Annotated in this window: 22 protein-coding genes; 18 read left to right on the forward strand and 4 right to left on the reverse strand. The window is 64.7% G+C overall.

Going from position 1 to position 19,949, the window contains the following annotated elements; translation table 11 throughout:
• The first annotated feature begins 31 nt into the window (after window positions 1-31).
• The 4 genes from coaE (at window position 32) to Q0603_RS09875 (ending at window position 3,469) form a co-directional block, all read left to right on the forward strand.
• On the forward strand, window positions 32-643 hold the full coding sequence (coaE, locus tag Q0603_RS09860) for a dephospho-CoA kinase (RefSeq protein ID WP_298725093.1): 612 nt from the start codon (window positions 32-34) through the stop codon (window positions 641-643).
• On the forward strand, window positions 643-1,332 hold the full coding sequence (gene dnaQ, locus Q0603_RS09865; protein WP_298725095.1) for a DNA polymerase III subunit epsilon: 690 nt from the start codon (window positions 643-645) through the stop codon (window positions 1,330-1,332). Before coaE ends, dnaQ begins: the two co-directional genes overlap by 1 nt.
• Window positions 1,333-1,418: 86 nt before the next feature.
• Window positions 1,419-1,886: a sugar dehydrogenase complex small subunit gene (locus tag Q0603_RS09870; protein WP_298725097.1), complete on the forward strand. Its 468-nt coding sequence runs from the start codon at window positions 1,419-1,421 to the stop codon at window positions 1,884-1,886.
• Complete coding sequence (locus tag Q0603_RS09875; protein WP_298725099.1) at window positions 1,883-3,469, forward strand: GMC family oxidoreductase; 1,587 nt, start codon at window positions 1,883-1,885, stop codon at window positions 3,467-3,469. Before Q0603_RS09870 ends, Q0603_RS09875 begins: the two co-directional genes overlap by 4 nt.
• 39 nt (window positions 3,470-3,508) lie before the next feature.
• On the opposite strand, the gene secB is transcribed toward Q0603_RS09875, so the two are convergent.
• Entirely contained in the window at window positions 3,509-3,997 is a 489-nt protein-coding gene (secB, locus tag Q0603_RS09880) for a protein-export chaperone SecB (RefSeq protein ID WP_298725101.1), read from the reverse strand.
• A gap of 251 nt (window positions 3,998-4,248) precedes the next feature.
• Here secB and Q0603_RS09885 point away from each other — a divergent pair, with 251 nt between their 5' ends.
• The 5 genes from Q0603_RS09885 (at window position 4,249) to Q0603_RS09905 (ending at window position 7,651) form a co-directional block, all read left to right on the forward strand.
• Window positions 4,249-4,923, forward strand: a complete 675-nt coding sequence (locus tag Q0603_RS09885; RefSeq protein WP_298725102.1) for a Tim44/TimA family putative adaptor protein — start codon at window positions 4,249-4,251, stop codon at window positions 4,921-4,923.
• 12 nt (window positions 4,924-4,935) lie between these two features.
• Window positions 4,936-6,132 (forward strand): MltA domain-containing protein, encoded by a 1,197-nt coding sequence (locus Q0603_RS09890; RefSeq protein WP_298725103.1) that lies wholly within the window; start codon window positions 4,936-4,938, stop codon window positions 6,130-6,132.
• Between the two features lie 134 nt (window positions 6,133-6,266).
• Window positions 6,267-6,827, forward strand: a complete 561-nt coding sequence (locus Q0603_RS09895) for a GNAT family N-acetyltransferase (RefSeq protein ID WP_298725104.1) — start codon at window positions 6,267-6,269, stop codon at window positions 6,825-6,827.
• Between the two features lie 125 nt (window positions 6,828-6,952).
• Window positions 6,953-7,276: a hypothetical protein gene (locus Q0603_RS09900; protein WP_298725105.1), complete on the forward strand. Its 324-nt coding sequence runs from the start codon at window positions 6,953-6,955 to the stop codon at window positions 7,274-7,276.
• Window positions 7,277-7,387: 111 nt separating this feature from the next.
• Window positions 7,388-7,651: a hypothetical protein gene (locus Q0603_RS09905; protein ID WP_298725108.1), complete on the forward strand. Its 264-nt coding sequence runs from the start codon at window positions 7,388-7,390 to the stop codon at window positions 7,649-7,651.
• A gap of 13 nt (window positions 7,652-7,664) precedes the next feature.
• Here the strand turns inward: Q0603_RS09905 and Q0603_RS09910 are convergent, their stop codons facing one another.
• Together Q0603_RS09910 and Q0603_RS09915 are read right to left on the reverse strand one after the other, a co-directional pair.
• Complete coding sequence (locus tag Q0603_RS09910; protein WP_298725111.1) at window positions 7,665-8,783, reverse strand: nucleotidyltransferase family protein; 1,119 nt, start codon at window positions 8,781-8,783, stop codon at window positions 7,665-7,667.
• A complete protein-coding gene (locus Q0603_RS09915) occupies window positions 8,780-9,931 on the reverse strand; it encodes a PqqD family peptide modification chaperone (protein WP_298725114.1) in 1,152 nt (383 codons plus the stop codon). The genes Q0603_RS09910 and Q0603_RS09915 overlap by 4 nt, the downstream gene beginning before the upstream one ends.
• A gap of 198 nt (window positions 9,932-10,129) precedes the next feature.
• On the opposite strand from Q0603_RS09915, the gene Q0603_RS09920 reads away from it, so the two are divergent.
• The 9 genes from Q0603_RS09920 to Q0603_RS09960 all read left to right on the forward strand — a co-directional run bounded on the left by Q0603_RS09920 (window position 10,130) and on the right by Q0603_RS09960 (window position 19,086).
• Entirely contained in the window at window positions 10,130-10,834 is a 705-nt protein-coding gene (locus Q0603_RS09920) for an FCD domain-containing protein (protein ID WP_298725117.1), read from the forward strand.
• A gap of 24 nt (window positions 10,835-10,858) precedes the next feature.
• Window positions 10,859-11,650: a (Fe-S)-binding protein gene (locus tag Q0603_RS09925; RefSeq protein ID WP_298725120.1), complete on the forward strand. Its 792-nt coding sequence runs from the start codon at window positions 10,859-10,861 to the stop codon at window positions 11,648-11,650.
• Between the two features lie 15 nt (window positions 11,651-11,665).
• Window positions 11,666-13,108 (forward strand): LutB/LldF family L-lactate oxidation iron-sulfur protein, encoded by a 1,443-nt coding sequence (locus Q0603_RS09930; protein ID WP_298725169.1) that lies wholly within the window; start codon window positions 11,666-11,668, stop codon window positions 13,106-13,108.
• A gap of 1 nt (window position 13,109) precedes the next feature.
• On the forward strand, window positions 13,110-13,811 hold the full coding sequence (locus Q0603_RS09935) for an LUD domain-containing protein (protein WP_298725121.1): 702 nt from the start codon (window positions 13,110-13,112) through the stop codon (window positions 13,809-13,811).
• A gap of 28 nt (window positions 13,812-13,839) precedes the next feature.
• A complete protein-coding gene (locus Q0603_RS09940) occupies window positions 13,840-14,406 on the forward strand; it encodes a Smr/MutS family protein (protein ID WP_298725124.1) in 567 nt (188 codons plus the stop codon).
• 75 nt (window positions 14,407-14,481) lie between these two features.
• A complete protein-coding gene (locus tag Q0603_RS09945) occupies window positions 14,482-15,585 on the forward strand; it encodes a M14 family metallopeptidase (protein WP_298725126.1) in 1,104 nt (367 codons plus the stop codon).
• Window positions 15,582-15,932, forward strand: a complete 351-nt coding sequence (locus Q0603_RS09950) for a helix-turn-helix domain-containing protein (protein WP_298725129.1) — start codon at window positions 15,582-15,584, stop codon at window positions 15,930-15,932. Before Q0603_RS09945 ends, Q0603_RS09950 begins: the two co-directional genes overlap by 4 nt.
• Window positions 15,933-16,123: 191 nt before the next feature.
• Window positions 16,124-18,313 (forward strand): VTT domain-containing protein, encoded by a 2,190-nt coding sequence (locus tag Q0603_RS09955; protein WP_298725132.1) that lies wholly within the window; start codon window positions 16,124-16,126, stop codon window positions 18,311-18,313.
• Window positions 18,310-19,086, forward strand: coding sequence for an endonuclease/exonuclease/phosphatase family protein (locus Q0603_RS09960; RefSeq protein ID WP_298725135.1), 777 nt, complete (start codon window positions 18,310-18,312; stop codon window positions 19,084-19,086). Before Q0603_RS09955 ends, Q0603_RS09960 begins: the two co-directional genes overlap by 4 nt.
• A gap of 18 nt (window positions 19,087-19,104) precedes the next feature.
• On the opposite strand, the gene Q0603_RS09965 is transcribed toward Q0603_RS09960, so the two are convergent.
• On the reverse strand, window positions 19,105-19,896 hold the full coding sequence (locus Q0603_RS09965) for an SDR family oxidoreductase (protein ID WP_298725136.1): 792 nt from the start codon (window positions 19,894-19,896) through the stop codon (window positions 19,105-19,107).
• Window positions 19,897-19,949: the final 53 nt, after the last annotated feature.

Genomic DNA, 19,949 nt, shown 5'->3' on the forward strand with positions numbered 1-19,949 from the left:
CGGCTGAGTCCGGACGGCTAAGGCTAAACTTATGTTGAAGGTCGCACTCACCGGCTCGATCGGCATGGGCAAGTCCACCGTCGGCAAAATGCTGACGAAGATGGGCGTGCCGCTTTTCGATGCCGATGCCACCGTGCATGCGCTTTATGCCAAAGGCGGCGCAGCGGTGGAACCTTTGCGCGCTGCCTTCCCGGATGCGGTGGTTGATGGCGCGGTGGACCGCGCGATCCTGTCGCGCCTGGTGCTGGGCAAGCCTGACGAGATCAGGCGGCTGGAATCCATCGTGCATCCGCTGGTCGGCGAGGAGCGGCTGCGCTTTCTGGCCGCAGCCGAAGCGCGCGGCGAGCCTTTTGTGGTGCTCGATATCCCGCTGCTGTTCGAAGGCCGCGGCCGCGCCGGCGTCGATGTCGTCATCGTCGTCAGTGCACCGGCCGACCAGCAGCGCCAGCGGGTGCTCAGCCGCCCCGGCATGACGGAAGAAAAATTCGCCGCCATCCTGAAGCAGCAGGTTCCCGACGCGGAAAAGCGCCGCCTGGCTGATTTTGTTGTGGATACCGGCGTCAGTCTGGCGGAAACCGAGCAGCAGGTGCGTGACCTGGTCGGCAAATTGCGGCAAAAAGCAATGCAGCAAGGGACCGACTGATGCGCGAAGTGGTGCTGGATACCGAAACCACGGGCCTGGATCCGCAAAATGGCGACCGGGTGGTGGAAATCGGCTGCGTTGAGCTGATCAACCACATTCCGACCGGACGCCATTATCACATCTATATCAATCCCGAACGGCCGATGCCGGAAGAGGCCTTCAAGGTGCATGGCCTGTCGGATGAATTCCTCAAGGACAAGCCGGTCTTTGCCGACATCGCCCGCGAATTCTGCGACTTCATCGGCGAAGACCCGCTGGTGATCCATAACGCCGCCTTCGATATCGGCTTCCTGAATGCCGAACTGGCGCGACTGGATGGATTTCCGCATATCGCCGCCGAACGCGCGGTGGATACCGTGCGGCTGGCGCGCAGCAAATTTCCCGGCGCGCAGGTCAGTCTGGACGCGCTGTGCAAACGCTTCAATATCGACAATTCCGCCCGTACCAAGCACGGCGCGCTGCTTGACGCCGAATTGCTGGCCGAGGTCTATCTCGAGCTGATCGGCGGCCGTCAGCAGGGCCTTGGCCTGGCCGGCCTCGATCTTGAGGCCAGCACAATAGTTGCCATCCAAATGCCGCGTGGCCCGGCCCGCCCGCCGCGCCCGCATCAGGCCAGCGAAGAGGAACTGGCCGCCCACGCGGCCTTTATCGCCAAGCTGAAAGACCCGCTCTGGCTGCGCGACGCCTGAAGGCTGGGATGACAGGCGAAAACTAGACTCAGCGAAGCCACAGGCGGCTGCTGGCCGCAGCAGTGGCGCGATCCAGATTCTCGGCGATGCCATCGACCGGGAAGCAAGCAGCATTCCTTATCGACCGCCGCCGCCTGCTGGCTGCGGCTATGGTGCTGATGGTGCCGCGGATTGCCGCTGCTCAAGCCGCTGAACCGCTGCGGCCGCTGTCGAAAGACATGGATGTCGAGGCGCTGCTCGCCCTGTCGCGCGCTGTCACCGGTCATGCCGATCTTTCTGCCGAGATGGCATCGCGCATGTTGGCGGTTCTCGCAGAAACCGGCCGCCTGGCGAACGTATCGGCGCTGTATGACGCGCTTCGCCTTGCAGGCAGCAATGCCCAGGCCATTGCCGCAGCCCTGAAATCCGATGGTGAGGGGGGTGCGAAGCTTCTGCTGCGCGGCTGGTATACCGGGCTCCTGCCGGGGCCGAAGGGGCCAATACTGATCGGTTATGAGGATGCGCTGATGGGTCGCGTTGTCGCCGATCTGCCGCCAGACCATCCCAAACGATGAGCGAGGCCGACTGCGATACCTTAATTGTCGGCGCCGGTCTGGCGGGCGCTTTGGTGGCATATAGGCTGGCGCTGAAAGGCCAGCGCGTGGTGCTGCTTGATGCCGGTCCGCGTCTTGAGCGCAGCGACATCATTGCCGCCTTTCGTGCCGCGCCACGCAAGAACGATTTCATGGCGCCCTATCCCAGTCCGCCGCATGCGCCGCAGGGCGAATATGTCATCCAGAAAGGTGCCATGCCGTTCAAGGCGCAGTATATCCGCGCCGTCGGCGGCACGACCTGGCATTGGGCGGCAATTGCCTGGCGCTTCCTGCCGGCCGATTTCTGCATGCGCTCGACCTATGGCGTCGGGCGCGACTGGCCCATCGCCTATGACGATCTCGAACCCTATTACCAGCAGGCGGAAACAGAGCTTGGCGTTGCCGGACCTGATCCGGCAAAGGAGGATCTCGGCTCGCCGCGCCGCGCGCCTTATCCAATGCCGGCGGCGCCGCTCAGCTACATGGACCGCGAATTCGCGAATAAGCTGAAGGCGCATGGCTTTCGCGTCGTGGCCGAACCAGCGGCGCGCAATTCGGTCGCTTACGACGAACGGCCCGCCTGCTGCGGCGCCAACAACTGCATGCCGATCTGTCCCACCGGCGCGCTTTATTGCGCTGCCATGCATGTCGCAAAGGCGGAAGCGGCCGGTGCGCGGCTGATCGAGAATGCCGTCGCCTGTCATGTCGAGACCGATGCCGAAGGCCGCCTCGTCACGGGCCTGCGCTACAGGCGGCCGGATGGCAGCGATGCGCGCATCATCGCGCGCAGAATCGTTCTGGCAGCAAACGGCATCGAGACGCCGAAGCTGATGCTGATCTCGCGCTCCGATGCCTTGCCGCAAGGTGTGGGCAACAGCTCCGGCCAGGTTGGCCGCAACCTGATGGATCACCTCAATGTCGGCGTCAGCTTCCTGTGGGACAGGCCGATCTTTCCTGGCCGCGGACCGCAGGAGATGTCGGCCATCGTCGATTATCGCGACGGGCCGTTCCGCTCGAGCGAGGCGGCGCGCAAGCTGCATCTTGTCAACATGGCGGATTTGGCAGGCGTCACCGCAGCGCTGATCGAACAGGGATTATCCGGTCCGGAACTGGAACGGCAGATCCGCCATCGCGTGGCGCGCAGGGCCGCGATCGACTGCTTCATCGAGCAGCTTCCCGATTTGGAAAACCGCATCCAGGCCAGCCGCACCGAGATGGACATTCTCGGTATCCCGCGTCCGGAAGCGGTCTACAGCGTTGACGATTATGTCCGCCGCGGCATTAAGGAGACCCTGCGCAGCTATCGCCGCATCGCAGCAGTGCTGGGCGCCACGGAAGTCAAACTGCGCGCCAGCCCGAGCGGCAGCAGCCATATGATGGGAACGACGATCATGGGGGACGATCCCCGCCATGCGGTGGTGAATCGCGAATGCCGCTCGCATGACCATCCGAATCTTTTCATCGCCGGATCGTCGGTCTTTGCCAGCGGGGGAACGGTCAATCCGTCCCTGACCATTGCAGCACTGGCCTTGCGCCTGGCCGATACGATAACGGCCGGCGGTTAGCCCGCCGGCCGTTCATCGTCAGGGATCGCCAAAAAAGCTTCAGGCGAGATTCTGGTTCTGCTTCTGCTCGGCTTCGAGCTGCTTGCTGCGCTGATACTGCTGCAGGAAGTCGATGGGATCGAGCATCAGCGGCGGCATGCCGCCATCGCGGGTGGCATCCGCCACGATGCGCCGCGCGAACGGGAACAGCAGCCGCGGCGCTTCGACCAGCAGCAGGGGCTCGATATGCTCGGGCGGGATATTGGCGATGGTGAACAGGCCGGCATAGTGCAGGTCCACCACGAAAGCGGTCTCCTCGCCATGCTTGGCCTCGCAGAGAATCCGCAGGGTGACCTCGAACATGGTGTCGTTGACCCGCTCGGCCTGGGTTCCGACATTCACGGAGATCTGCGGCGCAGCATTCATGCCAAAGGTGCGCGGCGCCATCGGATGCTCGAACGAGAGATCCTTGGTGTACTGGGCATTGAGCCCGAAGCGCGGTGCATTCTCGGGATTGAAGCCCGGGGGCGGGTTGGCGGTATCGGTCATGACCGGCAATCTTTCTGCTTATCCAAAGGGCGCGCCTCCCTAGCATGCTTTGCAGCGGACCCACAAGGCGGTGGCGGCATTCGGCGGCGGCTGCGCCCGTTAAGCTTGCAAACTGAGCCAGACCGCCTATTTCTTTGTCGGCACGGCATTTTCGGCTACTGGCAGGTCTTTTTAAGGCCGGCTCCATGGCTGGACCGGCCAGATTTCCAGGTTTAAGCTTCCAGGCGATACGGCGACAGGTATTTTTTCCGATGGGCGACGGCGGTTTCCAGTTTCTCGACATTCTGCTGCTTGGCGCGATTGCCGGTTTTATCGCCTTGCGTCTCCGTGCCGTTCTGGGCCAGCGCACCGGCCATGAGCAGCGCCGCCGCCGGCCGCCCTTCGCCGGTCCCAGCCAGGAAAGCGAAGCCGATAAGGGCAGCGAGCGTGACAATGTCGTGGCCCTGCCGCGGCGTGAAGCGGAAAAGGCCGCGCCCGAAGACGCAATCACGGCCCGCCTGCGCGCGGTCGATCCCAGCTTCGACCGTACCGAATTCCTCGCCGGCGCCAAGGCCGCCTACGAGATGATCGTCACCAGTTTCGCCGCCGGCGACAAGGATGCCCTGCGCCCCCTGCTGTCGCGCGAGGTCTTTGCCGATTTCGCCAGCGCCATCGACGAGCGTGCCAAGCGCGACGAGACGATGGAAACCACTTTCGTCGGCATGCGCGCGGCCGATATCATCGATGCGCAGGTCAACGGCCGCATCGCCGAAATCACGGTGAAATTCGAAAGCGAGCTGATCAGCGTCACCAAGGACGCCAACGGCCATGTCGTCGCCGGCCATGCCAATGCCGTCGAACAGGTCACCGATATCTGGACCTTCGCCCGCGACACCAGCTCGCGCGATCCGAACTGGACATTGATCGCCACTTCCGCGCCGCAATGATCCTGGTGCGACGTGCTGCGTTCCTGCCTCGCCGCCGCTGCCCTTCTCCTGCTCGTTTCCGCCTGCGCGCCTAAGCCTGCGCCGCTGGCGTTTCAGCCGGCCCGCTTCAACGACCTGCCCGGTTATGCGCAGGACCGCGTCAGCGAGGCGCTGCCGGCGCTGAGCCGCTCCTGCGCGCGGCTGCAGGCGCGCCCGGCCGAACGCGCGCTCGATGGCTATGAACGCTACGGTACCACTGCCGAATGGACACCTTTCTGCGCCGGTCTCGCCGCCATCCAGCCGGGCGACGATGGCGCGCTGCGCCGCCTGATAGAGGCTCATCTGGCCCCGGTCGGTGTCGTCGGCGACGGCAAGGCGGAAGGATTGTTCACCGGCTATTACGAGCCGCTGGTGCGCGGCAGCCGCCAGCGCGGCGGACCCTATCAGGTGCCGCTCTACCGCCAGCCGCCCGATCTGGTGCAGGTCGATCTCGGCGAGTTCCGCGACAGCCTGAAGGGTCAGCGCATCGCCGGCCGCGTGCGCGACGGCCGCCTGCGTCCCTACGATGACCGCAGCCGCATCGAAGCCGGCGCGCTGGCTGGCAAGAATCTCGAACTCGTCTGGCTCGACGATGCCGCCGACGCCTTCTTTCTGCAGGTACAAGGTTCCGGCCTGGTGCAGCTCGACGATGGCCGGCAGACCCGTGTCGGCTTCGCCGCGCAGAACGGCTTTCCCTATGTCGCTATCGGCAAGGTGATGATCGAACGCGGCTTGCTGCCGCGCGAGGATGTCTCGATGCAGAGCATCCGCGCCTGGCTGCGCGCCAATCCGGATGCGGCGCCGGAATTGCTGCGGCAGAACCCCTCTTACGTCTTTTTCCGCGAATTGCCCGCGCCCAAGGACGATACCGACGGTCCGCAGGGCGCGCAGGGCGTGGCCCTGGTGCCGGGCCGCAGCCTGGCGGTGGACCGCAGCCATTTCGCGCTGGGCATGCCGGTCTGGCTCAGCGCCGCATATCCTGCCGCCGAGCCACCGCATGCACCGCAGCCGCTGCAGCGCCTGATGGTGATGCAGGATACCGGCGGCGCCATTCGCGGCGCCGTGCGCGGCGATGTCTTTTGGGGTCATGGCCCGGCGGCGGAGGCGATTGCCGGACGCATGAAGCATCCCGGCCGCTACTGGATCCTGCTGCCCAAGGCTGTTGCTGCGCGCCTCGCTGCGACCTCGTAGCCGGCCTCTCTTGCATTTCGGCTAGACCAGCCCGGCTGGTTGTCTGGCCGGGCGTTCGATGTCGTCTTGGTCGGACGCGCGCTCTTGTGACAAGATGAGGGAAAAGAACCTCTATCCCGGATTTGCCGACGCGCATGACCAATCAGCCTACCCTCATTGTCCGCCCCTCCCACGAAAGTGATATCCCGGCGATCGCCGCGATCTACGGACATCATGTCCTGCATGGTTCGGCGAGCTTCGAGGAAGTGCCGCCCGATGCCGCCGAGATGGCGCGCCGCCGCAGCGAGATTCTTGCCAAAGGCCTGCCCTATCTGACGGCGGAGCTGGATGGAAAAGTGGTCGGCTACGCCTATGCCGGACCATACCGGACGCGGATCGCCTATCGCTTCACCCTGGAGGATTCCATCTACGTGGCGCCGGATGCGCCGCGCCGCGGCATCGGCCGCGCGCTGCTCAGCGATCTGATCGCGCGCTGCGCGGCCCTGGGCTATCGGCAGATGGTTGCGGTGATCGGCGATACCTGCAACACGCCGTCCATCGGCCTTCATGCCGCGCTTGGCTTCCGCGTGGTCGGCACGCTGCCTTCGGTCGGTTTCAAGCATGGCCGCTGGGTTGATAGCGTATTCATGCAGCGGCCTCTCGGTCCTGGCGATGCCACGCTGCCGGGCGAGCTGGTCACGCCGCAGGCTCGATAGGCCAGTCGCGCGCCACAATTTAATCACCCTCCGCTTCTGGCGCTTAGCCCAGAATGACCGTGGCTTCTTCCAGCAAAGAAGAAGAAACGGAACCCGCCCCAGGCGGATCGCGATGGAGGAGTGAAATGCAAGTGGACAAGGATACACCCGACGCTCAGGTCGAAGCGCGGCGTCGGTTTCTGGCGACATGCGGCAAGTTTGCCATCGCCACGCCGCCGGCCATTACGCTGCTGCTGGCGCAGTCGAACCGCAACTATGTCTTTGCCGGATCCGGCCGCGGCCATCATGGCGGTGGTGGCGGAGGCGGCTTCGGCGGCGGCTTTGGTGGCGGCCATAAGGGCGGCGGGCATAACGGTCCCGGCCATGGCGGTCCTGGCCGCGGCGGTTCGCCGGGTCACGGCGGTGGCCCTGGCCATGGCGGCGGTTCCGGCCGCGGCGGGCGGCATTGATCACTGATTGCCGCTGAACAGGATGTCGCGGCAGCAGATGGTCGTCGCGACATCCGCTTTCTGCGGTGTGCCGATAGGGTGCACCGGGTTGAGGCCAAGGGAGGAGCAGACATGACGGAACCAAGCAAGACTGCATCCGAGCATAATGCGGCGCGGCGTAAATTCCTGGCGCATTGCGGCACATTCGCCGCGGCTACGCCGCCGGCGATCACGCTGCTGCTGGCGCAGTCCGGGCGCAGCTATGCCTTCGCCAGCTCCGGCGGCATTCCGGTCAATGCCAATCTGAAAGACGGCGATTTCGAAACCGTGTTCGGACGGCGCCGGCCCTGGACGACGGTCAACGACCGCCAGTTCCGCAGCCTCACTGATTCCTGATCGTCTTTTTTGACTAGTGGCTTTTGAACAGGCGTGCGACCATCGCATCGCCTGTGCTTTTGCGCAAAAACTGCGCCGCGTGTTGAATCCGCCGCTGAAACAGCGGCGGATTGGTGCCGTAAAGCCCGTCCATGCGATGGGCGGCAAATGCACTCCACAGATTGGCCAGCGGCAGGGTCGCCATCTCCAGCATTGGCATCCGGATCTGCAGCAGGCAGCGCTGCAGTTGCCAGCGCGTCAGCATGCCGGGCCGCTCCGGCAATGGCCAAGGCAGACCCAGCAGCCGGTCGGCCGCCAGCAGATAGGCATGCAGCACGCCGGTCAGACGGTGGCTGCGCATATGGCCGGATAATTCGGTCCAGTCGATCTGGTCGCGATAGCGCCGCGCAAGAGTGACGAAATCCAAAAGCTGACGCAGTTCGAAACTGCCGCGGTAATAGTTGCCGGTGTGATGGACCTGCGCATGCAGGATGTTGTGCAGCACCGCATGCTGGATCGAAGGCGCGAAGGCAACGCCGCAGGGCAAGCAGAGCTGACGCGCCTGCTGCCACAAGGATGCGGCGGGCAGAAGATAGGGCGCATCGACCACTTCCAGATGCAGATCGATCGCTGCCGGCGCGCCATCGCGGGCGAAATCGCCATAGGCGTTATGGCCTTCCGGATAGCGGGCAACAGCGCGGTAGCCGATCCGGCTCAGCGCGTTCAGGGCCGTATCCGCCTGACTGCGCGGCACCAGGAAATCGAGATCGCGGATCATCCGCGCGGCGGGATCGTCGTAATAATCGAGGAACAGGGCCGCGCCGCCCTTCAGCAGCAGCGGCGCAACGCCGGCGGCATTGAAGGCGGCGATGACCTCCTCCGCCTGCTGGCGCAGATGGCTGTTGCGCAGGCCGTTCTGCTCATGCAGCAGGGCAAGGTAATCGCGCAAGTCTTCCGGCAGGCTGTTCCAGTCCTGCGCCGCCGCCAGCGACGGATACAGGGCGGCGCTGATGAAATGCGCATTCGCCAGGGCGAGAATGGGTGGCCAGTCATCGACCTCGCGGCGATGCGCAACGCCGGCCTCGCCGCCGGCCATCGGCCGCAGCGCCTCGGTCAGGATATGCAGAGCCTGGCGGGAGTGGATGGCGATCATGACCGCGCGGCCAGGCCGCAAAGCTGCTCGACCGCGTCCTCGAGCGCTGAAAAACGCAGCTCGAAACACGCGACCTCGCGGATCCAGGCCACAAGCTGCGCGACTTTCGCCGCATCGAGCCCGGCGCCGAGCGGATAGCAATCCTGCATCAGGCGGCGCAGCGCCTCCGGCCGCGGCAGCGGCTCCAGGCGGCTTTTCGCCTGCGGCGCGTGGGAGGGAAACACGATCCAGCCCACCGGCTGGCGGCTGGAGGGGTCGATCCAGCGCTTCGGATCAGGCGGCAGCAGATAGCGCACGTATTTGCCATCCATGCGGCAATAGGTCGGCTGCAGCGCCAGACGCGGGAAGCGGCTTTGCAGCAGCGCCCAGGATCCGCTCTTGAGGCAGATGGCGAATGGCATCGGCCGCGCCTGGAAATCGTCAGTCAGGACGATGGTGTCGTCGCCCAGCAGCGGCAGACCGGCGCCCACCAGAGCCGCGGTCAAGGTGCTCTTGCCGCTGCCCGATGCGCCGGGCATCAGCAGGCAGCGGCCTTTCAGGCTGACGCCTGCCGCATGAAAGGCCAGCGCATCATTGCTGCGCTCCAGTGCAAGACGCACCAGACCGGCCTTGATCATCGGCACGATCTGATTGACGTCGTCGCAGATCTCCGCGTCTTCATTGCCGATCTTCAGAACGCGGTCGCGCTCATCGACCAGAATATCCAGTGCCGCGTCCTTGCATGGATTGGGATCGGCCAGCGGTGCCAGCAATCCGGCGAGCTGCTCGCGCAGCATCGCTGAAGAAGCCCGCAGGCAGAAAGGCATCTCCAGCAGGCGGAAATAGCCGACCTCAAAATCGGGATTGGGCTCCGGCTGGCGCGGCGCATTTTCGGTGTCGCGGAACAATCCAAGCGACCGCCACTGGCTCAGCGCCGTCTCCAGGCAGGCTGCGGCCTGAGCCGCATCAAGACCGAAACTCTGCTGCAGCAATGGCGCGATCTCCTCCGGCGCCAGGCCTTCTTCCAGCTGGCACCAGATGAAGGTGCCGGTGGTATTCAGCGCGTAAAGCTGCTTGGTATCGGCGCGGAACAACACCCCGGCATCGTCGAGGAATTGCAGGCTGACATGGGGGGAAAAGCCAGGCGGGGATAGAGGATCGGGTCTCATGGTTTTGCGGGTTGCCGGAAATGGCCGCGCCATTCAAGCAAAACGGCTTGCACGCATCTGTGAGCAGGCAATGACCGATGCCCCGGCCTGGCCGCTGCTTCGGCCACAGAATTGCGACAGATGAGGCGCTGGTGTGTGGACGGATGTTAAAATTGACTTACAAGGAAAATTTCTGTAACTTGTCAGACAGGTAAGGACATGACTGCCCTGTCTGATCTCTCCCGCCCGGTCCCCAGCCGCGCTGACAGCCTGGCCGAAGCCCTGCTGCAGCCGATCCTTTCGGGCGCCTGGCGGCCGCATGACCGGCTGCCGTCCGAACATGACCTGGCCGAACGCCATGGCGTCAGCCGGGCGGTGGTGCGCGAGGCCATCGCGCGGCTGAAAAGCGAGGGTTATGTCGAAACCCGCCAGGGCAAGGGCGCCTTCGTCGCCGCAGCCCCCGGCGCCAATGCCTTCAGGTTATCGGCGGAACAGGATGCCGATCTGCTGGAACTGCGCGCGCTGATCGAAGCCGACTGCGCCGCGCTGGCAGCCATCCGCCATACCGACACCGATCTTGCCGCCTTGCGCGCAGCCCAGAGGGCGATGCGCAAAGCCATCGCCGCGGGCGGGCTTGGCCTGGCTGAAGACATTCACTTCCATGACACGCTCGCGGCGGCGGCCCATAATCCCGCCTTGCGCCGCTTTGCGGCCTTTGTCGGCCGCCATGCCCGCGAAGCGATGCAGATGGCCCGTCTCAGCCGCTTGCGCTACGAGGACCGGCTTCATGAGATCGAGGCCGAACACGACGCCATCGTGGCCGCGATTGCTGCGCGCGATGCCCAAGCGGCACGCGCCGCCGTGCTGCGCCATATCGATAACGGCCTTCAGCGCCACGGATTGCCACGCCCGGCGAGCGGTTAAAGTGAGTTCAGGGAGACCAGCCCCATGCATGCCCAAACCATCGAAGCAGGCAAGAAGCCCCGCGTAGGGCTGTTCGTGACCTGCCTTGTCGACCTGTTCCGCCCCTCTGTCGGCTTCGCTGCCATCAAGCTGATGGAAGATGCGGGATGCAGCGTCGATGTTCCCGAAGCGCAGGTCTGCTGCGGCCAGCCGGCCTATAATTCCGGTGACCGCAAGGACACGACCGAAATCGCCAGGCAGGTGATCGCCGCATTCGAAGGCTACGATTATGTCGTCGCGCCCAGCGGCTCCTGCGCCGGCATGATCAAGGAGCATTACCCGGCTCTGTTCGCCGCCGATCCAGTCTGGCAGAAGCGCGCGGAAAATCTGAGCGCGCGCATGTTCGAGCTGACCAGCTTCCTCGTCGACGTGCTGAAGATCGATGCGATAAGCGGCGTGACCTGCGAGGCCAGGGCCACCTATCACGATTCCTGCTCGGGCCTGCGCGAGCTCGGCGTGAAGCAGCAGCCGCGCAAACTGCTTGACGGCGTCGCCGGCCTGGAACTGGTGGAGATGAAGACGCCGGAAACCTGCTGCGGTTTCGGCGGCACCTTCTGCGTCAAATACGGCGACGTCTCCACCGACATCGTCAGCCGCAAGACCGAAGACATCGCGCAGACCGGCGCGGATCTTCTGCTGGCCGGCGATATGGGCTGCCTGCTCAACATGGCCGGGCGGCTGCAGCGCGAGGGCCGCAATGTCAAGGTCCGCCATGTGGCGGAAGTGCTGGCCGGCATGACCGACACGCCGGCCATCGGCGAAGCCGAGAAAGCGTGAGGCGCGGCCATGAGCATGACGATCACCGCCCAGGATTTCGAGGCCAATGCCAGCAAGGCCCTGCGCGATCCCAATCTGCGCAAGGCGATGGACATCATCGGCGGCGCGATGGCCAGCCGCCGCGTCGATGCCGCCAGCGCGTTGCCAGAATTCGAGGCCCTGCGCGACGAAGGCGTGAAGATCAAGAACCACGTCCTTGCGCATATCGATCTCTATCTGGAGAAGTTCGAGGAACAGCTTACCAAGCGCGGCGGCAGGCTGCATTGGTGCCGCACGCCGCGCGAGGCGCGCGAAACCATCCTGGCGCTGTGCCGCTCGCGCAATGCCAAGACGGTGACCAAGGGCAAGTCGATGGTGACCGAGGAGATCGGCCTGAACGGCTTCCTCGAGCAGCATGGCATTCAGCCGGTCGAAACCGATCTTGGCGAATACATCATTCAGCTCGCCCATGAGCCGCCCAGCCACATCATCGGCCCGGCGCTGCACAAGACGCGCGAGCAGATCGCCCAACTGTTCGAGGATCACCATCCCGATTACGAACTGCCCAACGCGCCGGGCGTGAAGGCCGGGCCGCGCTCGACCGACCCGCAGACCCTGGTGACGGAAGCGCGCGCCGTCCTGCGCGACCGCTATTTCCAGGCCGATGTCGGCATCACGGGTGCGAATTTTCTGATCGCCGAAACCGGCGCCACGGTGATCGTCACCAATGAAGGCAATGGCGACCTGACGCAGTCATTGCCGAAGATGCATATCGTGGTCTCCAGCATCGAGAAGGTGATCCCCAATCTGGAAGACCTTTCCACCATCCTGCGGATTCTTGCGCGTTCGGCCACCGGCCAGGAGATGAGCGTCTACACGACGCTGTCCTGCGGGCCGAAGCGGCCGGAAGATCCGGATGGGCCCGAGGAATTCCATGTCGTGCTGCTCGATAACGGCCGCAGTGAAATGCTCGGCACGGCCTTGCAGCCGCTGTTGCGCTGCATCCGCTGCGGTGCCTGCATGAACAACTGCCCGGTCTATCATTCGGTCGGCGGCCATGCCTATGGCTGGGTCTATCCCGGCCCCATCGGCGCAGCGCTTGATCCGCACATGATCGGACTGGAAACCGCACGGCATCTGCCGAACGCCTCCACCTTCTGCGGCAAATGCGAAGAGGTCTGCCCGATGCGCATTCCGCTGCCCAGCATCATGCGCTGGTGGCGCGAACAGGCGCATGAACGCAAAATCGGCCCCGCCCTGCCGCGCTGGGGCGTCGAGGCCTGGGCCTTTGCTGCCAAACATCCCTGGCTTTATCGCCTCAGCACGCGCATTGCCGTCGCCGCGCTGAACATGATGTCCAAGGGCAAGGGTCGCTTTGCGAAGCTGCCGCTGGCCTCGGGCTGGACCAATGGCCGCGACCTGCCGGCGCCGCAATCGGCCGAGACCTTCATGGCGCAATACAAGAAGCGGAAGCACTAAGATGAGCCAGTCCCGCGACCGCATCTTCGCCACTTTGCGCAAAGGCCTGCCGGCTGGTGCCGATGATGCCGCGCGCCGCGCCGCTGTGGCCGAGCGCATCGGCCAGCATCCGCGCAACCTGATGCCGAAGCGCGCCCAGCTTCCTCATGCCGAACAGGTGGCGTTGTTCACCGCCAAGGCGGAAGCATTGACGGTCACCGTCGACAGCGTCGCCAGCGAACAGGACGTGCCCGGCAAGATCGCCGATTATCTGGCCCGCCATAACCTGCCGAGCCATCTGCGCGTCTCGCCCGATCCGCTGCTGCAGAACCTGCCCTGGCACGAGCGGCCGCTGCTGCAGGTCGATTACGGTCCCGGCCGCAGCCAGGATCTGGTCAGCGTCACGCCGGCCTTCGCCGGCATCGCCGAGACCGGCACCCTGATGCTGCATTCCGCCAGCAACACGCCGACCACGCTGCATTTCGTGCCGGACCATCATCTGGTGGTGATGTATGAAAGCCAGATCACCGGCACTCTGGAGGAAGCCTTCCAGCGCCTGCGCGACAAGCTCGGCTCCGTCGAAAACTGGCCCCGCACAGTGAACCTTGTCACCGGGCCGTCGCGCACCGCCGATATCGAGGGTGTGCCGGTGCTCGGCGCCCATGGACCGCGGCGCCTGCATATCGTACTCATCAGCGATGGCCCCGCGTCGCAGCAAAGTTAAGCCGGAACCGCTCGTCCCCGATCCGGAGGTGTGGCAGGAAATCGCCCGCGGCGTTAAGCCGATCCGGCGCAGCAACATCGCGCCGCAGCCGCTGGCGCCGCTGCCGAAACTCTACCGCCCCGAAGGCGCGGGCGCGGCGGCATATGCGAAAATCGACGCCAAGGAAAAGCGTCCGCTGCTGCCGGCCCATGTTTCCCCTGGCCGCCATGGCGAGCCGCCGGAGCTGCAGATGGACAAGCGCCTGAAGCAGCGCTTCCAGCGCGGCGAACTGCCCGTCGAAGCCCGCCTCGATCTGCATGGCCTGACGCTCGCCAATGCCGAACGCGCGCTGTCAAAGCTGATCCGCGACAGTCTCGCGCAGCAGAAGCGCTGCCTGCTGGTAATCACCGGCAAGGGCGCCCGGAGCGCTTCAGAGAATGATTTGTCGAGCGGTACCATGTCCGGGCGCGGCGTGCTGCGCGCCTGGCTGCCGGACTACCTGAAACGCGGGCCCTGGCGCGAGCAGATTCTGGGCGTCACGCCTGCGCGCCCGCATATGGGCGGCACGGGGGCTTTTTATGTACTGCTCAGAAGGCAGCGCAATGACGGTCGATAAATGACGCCTGCCGTGGCAGGCTTGAGCCGGGCCAAGCCCGAGCACGGTTTCATTCGGATTTCTGGATAGTCGTCGATGTCCATTCACCAGTATTTCTCCCCCGATTACGCAACGGCGCGTCAGGCCTTCCTGAAGGCGGCCAGGCAGGCCAATGCTGCCGCCATCGAAAGCATGCCGCATCCGCTGAAAGGCATCGCGGGTGAGGATCTTTTCACCGATCTCGCCTGGTTCGGCCCGCGCGATGCCCAAGCCGTGCTGGTCACCGTCTCGGGCACCCATGGCATCGAAGGCTATTACGGCTCCGGCTGCCAGGTCGGATGGCTTTCGGAAGGCCATATCAACCGCCTGCCGTCCGGCATGGCGATGCTGCTGATCCATGCGTCCAACCCTTATGGCTTTTCCTGGGGTCGGCGGGTCAACGAAGACAACATGGACATCAACCGCAACTTCATTGATTTCGAAAAATCCGCGCCGCCCGCCAACCCGGCCTATGCCGAAGTGCATCCCTGGCTGCTGCCGGAAAGCTGGGACGACGACACCGCCCGCGCCATACAGGAAAAGCTGACGGCATATTTCGAGCGCGTCGGCGCCAAGGCGGCGACGGCTGCCATCGTCGGCGGCCAGCACAGCCATCCGGACGGCATCTTCTACGGCGGCAAGGAGCCCTGCTGGTCGCACCGCACCATCAAGGCGATTGCGGAAAAATATCTGAAGCAGGCCCGGCATGTCTGCGTCATCGACTTCCATACCGGGCTTGGCCCCTTCGGCTATTCGGAACTGATCTGCCGGCATCAGCCGGGGTCCGAAGCACTGCGGCTCGCGCAGGCCTGGTGGGGCGATGCGGTCACTTCGCCGGCGATGGGCCAGTCGGACTCGCCGATCATCGAAGGCAATCTGCGCATGGGCCTTGTGCGCTTCTGCGAACCGGCCACCACGGTGGCGATCAACATCGAGGTCGGCACCATCAGCTCGCAGGATGTGCGGCTTTCGGTGATCGCCGATAACTGGCTGCATCTGCGCGGCGACGTCTTCTCGCCGCTCGGACAGAAGATCAAGCGGCAGATCCGCGCCGCCTTCTATCCGGAAAGCGATGAATGGCGCGGCCTCTGCTATCCGCGCGCGGTGGAAATCCAGCAGCAGGCCATCGCCGGCCTGGCGGCGGCGTTGCCTTCGCCATGACGCCCTTCGGCGCCCGCATCCGCAGCCTGCGTCAGGCGCGCGGCGTTACCCTGAAACAGATGGCAGCCGATATCGGCGTGTCGGCCGCCTATCTCTCGGCGCTGGAGCATGGCCATCGCGGCCGCCCGTCCTGGCTGCTGCTGCAGCGCATCTGCGGCTATCTCAACATCATCTGGGATGACGCTGAGGAACTGGCGGAACTGGCAAAGCTGTCGCATCCGCGCGTCACCATCGACACGGCGGGTCTGTCGCCGAAGGCAACCCTGCTGGCGAATGAGCTGAGCCGCAAGATCGCCAGCCTGGATGACAGCAGGCTCGACCAGATGCTCAAGCTGCTGCGCGGATAACCGCGAACAGTTTCACCTGCGCCACGGGTATCGCTGATCTCTGGCCTCCACTGAGACCAGGAATGTCACGACTTTGCCGCGTGATCGCCCCCTTGGTGACGCTGTTTTCCTCCCTACATCGTTAAGTAGCTCCTTCGGGCGTTACCAAAGCCTTGGCTGCCGTGTTGAACAGGCGTCAAAGGAGGTCCCCGGTGAGTCTCGCCGAAGCAACGGATGGTATCGACCAGATAAAAACGGCGTCAGCACTGCTCCAGCCCGGACGGAATGTGTGGCGATGCGAAAAGGCCGCGCGTGTTGCCGTGCTGGTGGATGCGGCCGCCTATTATGGTGTGCTGCGGCAGGTTTTGCGTAACGCCAAGCGCAGCATCTACATCATTGGCTGGGATATCGACAGCCGCACGCCGCTGGTCGGTGCCGACGGCAAGACCGGCGACGATCTGCCGCCGCGCCTGGGGCCGTTCCTGTCCGAACTGGCGGCGCGCAGCCCGGATCTGTCGATCAAGCTGCTGCTGTGGGATTACGCGCCGCTCTATTCGCTGGAGCGCGAGAAGATTCCAGCCCTGACCCTGCAATGGAGCACGCCGCCCCAGATCGAGCTTTGCCTCGACAAGATGCTGCCGATCGGCGCGTCGCATCACCAGAAGATCGTTGTGGTGGATGATGCGGTGGCGTTCTCCGGCGGCCTCGATCTCACCATCCGCCGCTGGGACACTGCCGAGCATGCGCCGGGCAATTTGCTGCGCGTCGATCCTGCCGGCGTGATGTACCCGCCCTTCCATGACGTGCAGATGATGGTCGATGGCCCTGCTGCCCGCGCGCTGGGAGATCTTGTTCGCATGCGCTGGCAGCGCGTCACGCAGGAGCGCCTCGCCCCTGTGGACGTTCCTGTGGACGAGGTAGCGTGCGAGCCAGATCTGTGGCCGGAAACGCTGCAACCGCATTTCCGCAATACCACAATCGGCATCGCGCGGACGCATCCGCGCTACGGCGCGGAGGTAGAGATCCGCGAAATCGAGCATCTGTTCCTCGATATGATCCGCAGCGCGCGCCGCAGCATCTATATCGAGAACCAGTTCCTGACCTGCAACATCGTGGCCCAGGCTCTGGTCGATCAGCTCAAGGCGCGGCCCGATCTGGAAGTCGTCATCGTCACGCCGAAAACCTATTACAGCTGGCTCGAACAGCAGAGCATGCTGTCCGGCCGCATCCGCTTCATGCGCTGCCTGCGCCAGGCCGGCGTCGATCACCGTGTCCGGCTGCTCTATCCGCATATCTGCCGCGATGGCCAGGAGGCCGATGTCAAGGTGCATTCCAAGGTCATGATCGTCGACGACCGCATTCTGCGGGTCGGCTCCGCCAATCTGTGCAACCGCTCGGTCGGCCTGGATACCGAATGCGATCTTGCGATCGAGGCGAGCAATGAGCAGGAGCGCGATGGCGTCACCCTGCTGCGGAACAGCCTGCTGGCTGAACATTGCGGCGCGACGGCGCAGGAGGTCGCCGAGGTTCTGGCGCAGAACCAAGGCTCGCTCTTTGCCGTGCTCGATGCTTTCCCAAATCGCGAGCACCGCCTGCTGCCGGTCGAAGACCGCACCATGGCCGGCCTCGATCTCATCGCGCCGATCAATCTGCTGGCCGATCCCGAACGGCCCTTTGGCGCGGAGGATTACTTCACCTCCTCCGACAGCGATCCGCCGCGCGTCAGCCGGATTGCCCGCGTGATCAAGCTCAGCACCGTCGCCATCGGCCTCCTGCTGCTCGTGCTGGCCTGGCGCTACACGCCGCTGGCGGCTTCGATCTCGCCGGAAAACCTGACGGAGTCTTTTGCCCGCATCGCCGACAGCCCCTGGGCCCTGCCCATCGTGCTCGGCGTATTCGTCGCCGCTGGTCTGGTGGCATTCCCGGTCACTTTGCTGATCGCGGCCACAGCTGCGGCATTCGGCACCTGGCAGGGACTGCTGTTTGCCACCATGGGCGCGCTGGCCAGCGCCTTGATTACCTATGCCATCGGCCGGCGTCTGGGCGCGCAGATGCTGCGGCAGGTCATGGGGCCGCGCATTCATCGCATCGCCTGCCGGGTCAAGGATAACGGCATCGTTGCGATGACCATGGTCCGGCTGATGCCGACGCCGCCCTTCACGCTGGTCAATCTGGTGGCGGGCGCGGCCAGGATCCGCATCTCCGACTACATGGCCGGAACCGTGCTGGGCCTGGCGCCGGGCATCGTCGCTCTGTCGGCTCTGGGCGGGCAGGTCTTCGACATGCTGCACTCGCCAAGCTTTGTCGACATCCTCATCTTCGTTGCCACCCTGTCCGGCTGGCTCGGCGTCTCCGTCTGGCTGCAGCGGATCATCTCCCGGCACCGGAAGGCGGAGGCGTGAGCGAGCAGGAAGCGCCCCGCATCCGCGTCCTGACCTGGAATGTCCATAGCGGCATCGGTCCGGACGGACGCTACGATCTCAAGCGCGTCGTCGATCTGGTGCGCAGCCATAATCCCGATATCGTCGCCCTGCAGGAGATCGACTCCCGCGGCAAGGGCGAGACCTCGCCGTTTTCCTTTCTCGCGCAGTCGCTCGGCAGCCATGCGGCGGAGGCCAAGACCATCCTGGCGCCCGATGGCTATTACGGCCATGCACTGATCAGCCGCTGGCCGATGGGCGAGATCGCGCTGCACGATCTTTCCATCTACCGGCGCGAACCGCGCTGCGCCATCGAAACCACGGTGGCGACCCCCTGCGGTCCTTTGCATCTCGCCACCGTGCATCTCGGGCTCGGCTGGCACGAGCGGCGCCAGCAGGCGGCGATGCTGGCTGCCATCGCCGGCACCTCGCGGCGCACCACGGTGATGATGGGCGACTTCAACGACTGGTTTTTCTTCGGATCGGTGCGCAGCGTGCTGAAAACCATCCTGCCGACCCGCACCATGCACCGGACCTGGCCCGCGCGGCGGCCGCTTTTCCGGCTCGATCGCATCTATTGCCGTCCGCATGGCGCGCTTTGCCGCTCCTGGGTTGATCCTGCCGCGCGCAAAATTTCCGATCACCTGCCGGTGATTGCCGACATTCGCCTGGATACCAATGTCGATCCGGCTGTGCCCGGCCCGCAGGCGCTCAGCCTGAGCGATCCCGAGGCGCGGCTGCCGGCCGAACCATGATTGGCTGAGCCGTGAGATTCATTTGAGGCGGTACTGCGCCAGCCGCATACCGCTGTCGATCAGCAGCGTCTCGCCGGTGATATTCGGCGCGGAGGTGAGGAAGAAGACGATGCTTGCCGCGATATCCTCGGGCTGGTTGGTGCGGCGCAGCGGCGCCAGCGTATTCCAGGTCTCCTGCGCGGCCTGATAACCAGCCTCGCCCATGCCCTGCTTCAGCCATTCGCCTTCGACAAAGCCGGGGCAGACCGAATTGATGCGCACCTCCGGCCCCAGCACGCGGGCCAGACCCAAGGTCATGCCGTTCAGCGCTGCCTTGGAGGCGACATAGGCAAGCGAGGAGCCCATGGCCGTGATGGCGGCGGTGGACGAGACATTCACCACCGCGCCCCTGGTGGCGCGCAGATACGGCTCGGCGGCGCGGATCATCTGGAACGGGCCGATGGTGTTGACGGCATAGATGCGCTGGAAATCTTCCGCTGACAGTCCGCCAAGATCCTTATGCGCGACGAATTTGGTGGTGCCCGCATTGTTGACCAGGAAATTCAGGTGGCCGAAATGAGCCACCGTCTCGTCCACGATGCGGCGGCAGGCGGCGTCATCGGAAACATCGCCCGGCGTAAGAAAAGCCCGCGCACCCAGCGCCTCGCATTCGGCCGCGACGCGTTCGGCGGCTTCCTTGCTTTTCGAGTAATTGATCGCAACCGAACAGCCGCGCCGCGCCAGCAGCCTAGCCGTGGCGGCACCGATGCCGCTGGACGCACCGGTGATCAGGGCAACGCAATCTGTCAATTCGGCCTTCGACTCGGGCATGGCTTTCCTCCGCTATTCTTCGCCGTTGCGAATAGAATGGCGGAATTCGGCCG

Source organism: uncultured Ferrovibrio sp. (assembly GCF_937960835.1).
Taxonomy (GTDB): domain Bacteria; phylum Pseudomonadota; class Alphaproteobacteria; order Ferrovibrionales; family Ferrovibrionaceae; genus Ferrovibrio.